The sequence below is a fragment of the Hymenobacter agri genome (assembly GCF_054778495.1).
Genome location: NZ_BAAGZM010000399.1, coordinates 1 through 4016, shown reverse-complemented (window position 1 = coordinate 4016; position 4016 = coordinate 1). Strand labels below are relative to the sequence as shown.

At 62.6% G+C, this 4016-nt stretch carries 4 protein-coding genes; 2 read left to right on the top strand and 2 right to left on the bottom strand.

Annotated features, from left to right (window positions below):
- Both ACYVDE_RS16530 and ACYVDE_RS16525 read left to right on the top strand, forming a co-directional pair.
- A partial coding sequence (locus ACYVDE_RS16530; RefSeq protein ID WP_460502655.1) for an NAD(P)/FAD-dependent oxidoreductase occupies positions 1 to 1191 on the top strand: 1191 nt, incomplete at its 5' end.
- Positions 1192 to 1619: 428 nt separating this feature from the next.
- Positions 1620 to 2276: a hypothetical protein gene (locus ACYVDE_RS16525; protein WP_460502654.1), complete on the top strand. Its 657-nt coding sequence runs from the start codon at positions 1620 to 1622 to the stop codon at positions 2274 to 2276.
- An 86-nt stretch (positions 2277 to 2362) separates the two neighbouring features.
- Here the strand turns inward: ACYVDE_RS16525 and ACYVDE_RS16520 are convergent, their stop codons facing one another.
- Positions 2363 to 3475: a vWA domain-containing protein gene (locus tag ACYVDE_RS16520; RefSeq protein ID WP_460502653.1), complete on the bottom strand. Its 1113-nt coding sequence runs from the start codon at positions 3473 to 3475 to the stop codon at positions 2363 to 2365.
- 141 nt (positions 3476 to 3616) lie between these two features.
- Positions 3617 to 4016 (bottom strand): DUF5682 family protein (locus ACYVDE_RS16515; RefSeq protein WP_460502652.1); only part of this gene is annotated, 400 nt, incomplete at its 5' end.

Here is a 4016-nt window from a genome sequence, read left to right as displayed (position 1 = left end):
CCGGCGGCCGTGGTCATCATCGGGGCCGGCGCGGCGGGCAGCGCGGCGGCCGAAATGCTGCGCCGCGAAGGCTACGAGGGTATCATCAAGCTGCTCGATGGCGAAGCCGAAGCGCCTTACGACCGCACGATGCTATCCAAGAGCTTTCCGGCCGATGCGAAGAAGCCGGTGAGTCTGCGGCCCGAAGGGTTCTACGCCAAGCACCGCATCAGACTGGTGCGCGGCGAAGTAGCCGGCCTCGACGTGCCCGGCCGCCGCGTGACGCTGGCCGACGGCAGCAACCACGCCTACGACCGCCTGCTGCTGGCCACTGGGGCCGAGCCCATCCGGCTCGATATTCCCGGCCACGACCTGCCGCACGTGCACGTGCTGCGCTCCCTAACCGACCATCATGCCATTGCGGCTGCCGCCGAAAAAGCCAAACGAGCGGTGGTGATTGGGGCCAGCTTCATCGGGCTGGAAGTGGCCGCCGCCCTGCGCACCAAAGGCCTCGAAGTGCACGTGGTAGCCCCGGACGGGTTGCCGCTGGCCAAGGTGCTGGGGCCGGATTTGGGCCACATCATCCAAAAGGTGCACGAAGACAAGGGCGTAATTTTCCACCTGAAGCAGAAAGCTGCCCGCATCGAAGCCGATGTGGTCACGCTGGAAAATGGGGAGCAGCTGGCGGCCGATTTGGTAGTGGCCGGCATTGGCGTGCGGCCCCGGCTGGCGCTGGCGGAGGCCGCCGGCCTGACGCTGGACAAGGGCGTGACGGTGAACGAATACCTCGAAACCAGCGCCCCCGGCATCTTTGCCGCCGGCGACATTGCCCGCTGGCCCGACCCGCACTCCGGCCAGAACATTCGCGTGGAGCACTGGGCCCTGGCTCAGCGCCAGGGCCAGACGGCCGCCCGCAATATCCTGGGCCAGCAGGAAAAATTTGAGGCCGTGCCCTTCTTCTGGAGCAAGCACTACGACTTCTCGGTGCGCTACGTGGGCCACGCCGAAAAGTGGGACGAGGCCGTGGTGAACGGCGATTTGGCCAAGCAGGAGTTCTCCATCGCCTACCAAGCCAGCGGCAAAACGCTGGCCGTGGCCAGCGTGAAGCGCGACGTGGAAAACCTCAAAGCCGAAGTGGCCATGGAAGCCGACGACGCGGCGGCGCTGGCCACACTGCTCGGCGCGGGCCAGGCGGCCGCGGCCAACGGCTGATAACAAGGCATGAAGGCCGCTGGCACGTTTTGCGGCGCTTATCGAGGTCTAGCTGTTGCTCCGCATCGTTGGCGTAGCGGATGACTTCGGTAGGCGCCATGCGACGTTTTAGGCCGGACTTTAGCTTAGAAAGCCGCCGGAACGATGTAGAGACGCATACTTGCGTCTCGTCGTTGAACGAAATCAGCCAAATTGCGCGGACGACAAGAGCAAGTATGCGTCTCTACGTGGGCGAATCGATTTCCTACGCAGCGTCATAATTTATCTCATTTCAAGTAGAGAAGAAGAAAAGAAATAAGACGAGCTAGTTAGAAATATTTTCAGGCGGAGGCGCTGAAGCAGTGTGCGGTATCGGCATTCAGCCCCTAGCTTTGCCAGGAAGTTGTCGTCGCTAATTATTTAGTTAATTTCTTTCCTTTCTGCTCTGCATGAACATTCGCACTCTCGGTCTTGCGGCCGTTCTTTTTCTGGCGTTGCTGTGTACCGCCTGCGGCCCGACTATCTACCTGGCCAACGACTTCCGCACCTACGCTCCGGCCCATAAAGTGGTAGCCATTCTGCCGGCCAGCGTCAGCATCGGCATGCGGCCCAATCAGGCCCGCAACACTTCGGCTGAGCAGATGCGCACCCTGCAACAGCAAACGTCCCTCGATTTTCAGTCGCGCATTTACGCGTGGCTGCTGCGCCGCAAGCAGCAGTCGAGCTATACCGTCGATTTTCAGGATGTTGCTCTCACCAACTCCCTGCTGCGCAAAGCCAACCTCAGCGACGAGGACATGCGCACGCTCTCGCCGCAGGACCTGGCCAAAACCCTCGGCGTCGATGCCGTGCTCACAACCAGCGTACGCACCTCCAAGCCGATGAGCGACGGTGCCGCCGTGGCCGTGGGCCTGCTGGTGGGTGCCTGGGGCGCTACCAACCAAGCCAACATCACCGTGAATATCCACGAGGCTACGGGCGGCAAGCTGCTCTGGAAGTACGACTACGTGGCGGCCGGCTCGGTAGGCAGCTCGCCCGAAGGCATGGTGAACGCGCTGATGCGCAATGCGTCACGCAAATTCCCCTACACGCCCGTTAAATCGTAGTTTCTAGCTCTTTCGCAACAATCGCCGACAGCCAGACAGGCCGCTTCCCTCGCCGGAAGCGGCCTTTTTTTGCCCAGTCAACGAATTCATGTCGCCTCCAGCTTCTGCCCCTGAATGGCCCGGGCCATGAGCTCCGGAAACTTAGCCGGCGTGCAGGCAAAGCTGGGAATATCGAGCGCCGCCAGCTGCTCGGCCACGCGGCGGTCGAAGCTCGGGGCGCCATCGTCGCTCAGGGCCAGCAGCACCACCACGTTCACGCCGGCGGCCTTGAGGGCGGCGGCGCGCTTTATCATTTCCTTCTCGTTGCCACCCTCGTAGAGGTCGGTGATGAGGACGAGGATAGTATCGGTGGGGCGGGTGATGAGCTGCTGGCAGTAGTTGAGGGCCAGGTTGATGTCGGTGCCGCCGCCGAGCTGCACGCCGAAGAGTAAATCAACCGGGTCGTGCAGGTTTTCGCTCAGGTTCACCACGGCCGTGTCGAACACCACCATGTGCGTTTTCACTGCCTTCAGCGAAGCCAGCACCGCCCCGAACACGCCCGCGTACACCACCGACGAGGCCATCGAGCCGCTTTGGTCCACGCAGAGCACAATTTCCTTCAGCGCCTGCCCGCGCCGGCCGAAACCCACCAGCCGCTCCGGAATAATGGTTTTGTGCGCCGCCTGGTAGTGTTTCAGGTTGGCTTTGATGGTTGCACCCCAGTCGATTTCGTGGTAGCGCGGGCGCGGGTTGCGCACAGCCCGGCTCAGGGCGCCCTGCACGGCCTGGCGCAGCGGGTTGCTGAGCTTCTGCTCCAGCTCGCGCACCACTTTGGTAATGACCTCGCGGGCGGTAGCCTTGGCCTTCTGCGGCATCACCCGACTGAGCGACATGAGCGTGCCCACCAAATGCACGTCGGCCTGCACCGTGCGCAGAATTTCGGGCTCAAGCAGCAGCTGGTTCAGGCCCAGGCGCGTCATGGCATCCTGTTGCATCACGGCCACTACTTCGGTGGGGAAATACTCGCGGATGTCGCCCAGCCAGCGGCTCACGCGCGGCGCGGAACCGCCCAGGCCGGCCTTTCGCTCGGCCCGGTCACCGTCGTAGAGGGCGGTGAGCACGTCGTCCATGCGGCCGTAGTCGGGCGGCATTTGCACCGAGTTTTCAACATCGGCGGCACTGCCGAGCACAAGTTTCCAGCGGGTGGGAGAGGTGGGCATAGATAAAATCGGGTTAATAATTGTACGTCATGCTGAGCTTGTCGAAGCATCTCTACCGCTTCGTTGAATCAGCATTAATTACTTGTGTGGTAGAGATGCTTCGACAGGCTCAGCATGACGTTCAGATTTAGTTCTGATAAATTAAGCCTGCACCCCCAGCAGCGCCCGCAGCCCCGGCAGCACCAGTGCCCCGCGCTCCCAGTCGAAATCGGCCTCTGAAGCTGCTACCGGCATGGCGGCGTCCGAACTCGCAATCTCCAGAATCTGCCGCCGCTCAGGCAGCGAGAAATCCGTGAAGGCACGGCGCAGCAGCGGCACTATTTCGCGGAAGGTTTCTTCGTTGAGGTCGCCCAGCCAGCCGTCGAGCATGTCGAACAGCTCACGGTGATGGATGAGTAGCAGGCCCGAGCCGCGCAGGAAACCCTCAATCCAGGCAGTGGCGTAGTCGGTGGGCTGGGCGGGGGCCAGGGCTAGGCCGAGGGCCGTAGCGGTAACATCCGGGGCGGCTTGCTGGGCGTCGAAGAGCAGGCGGGCGGCGGCC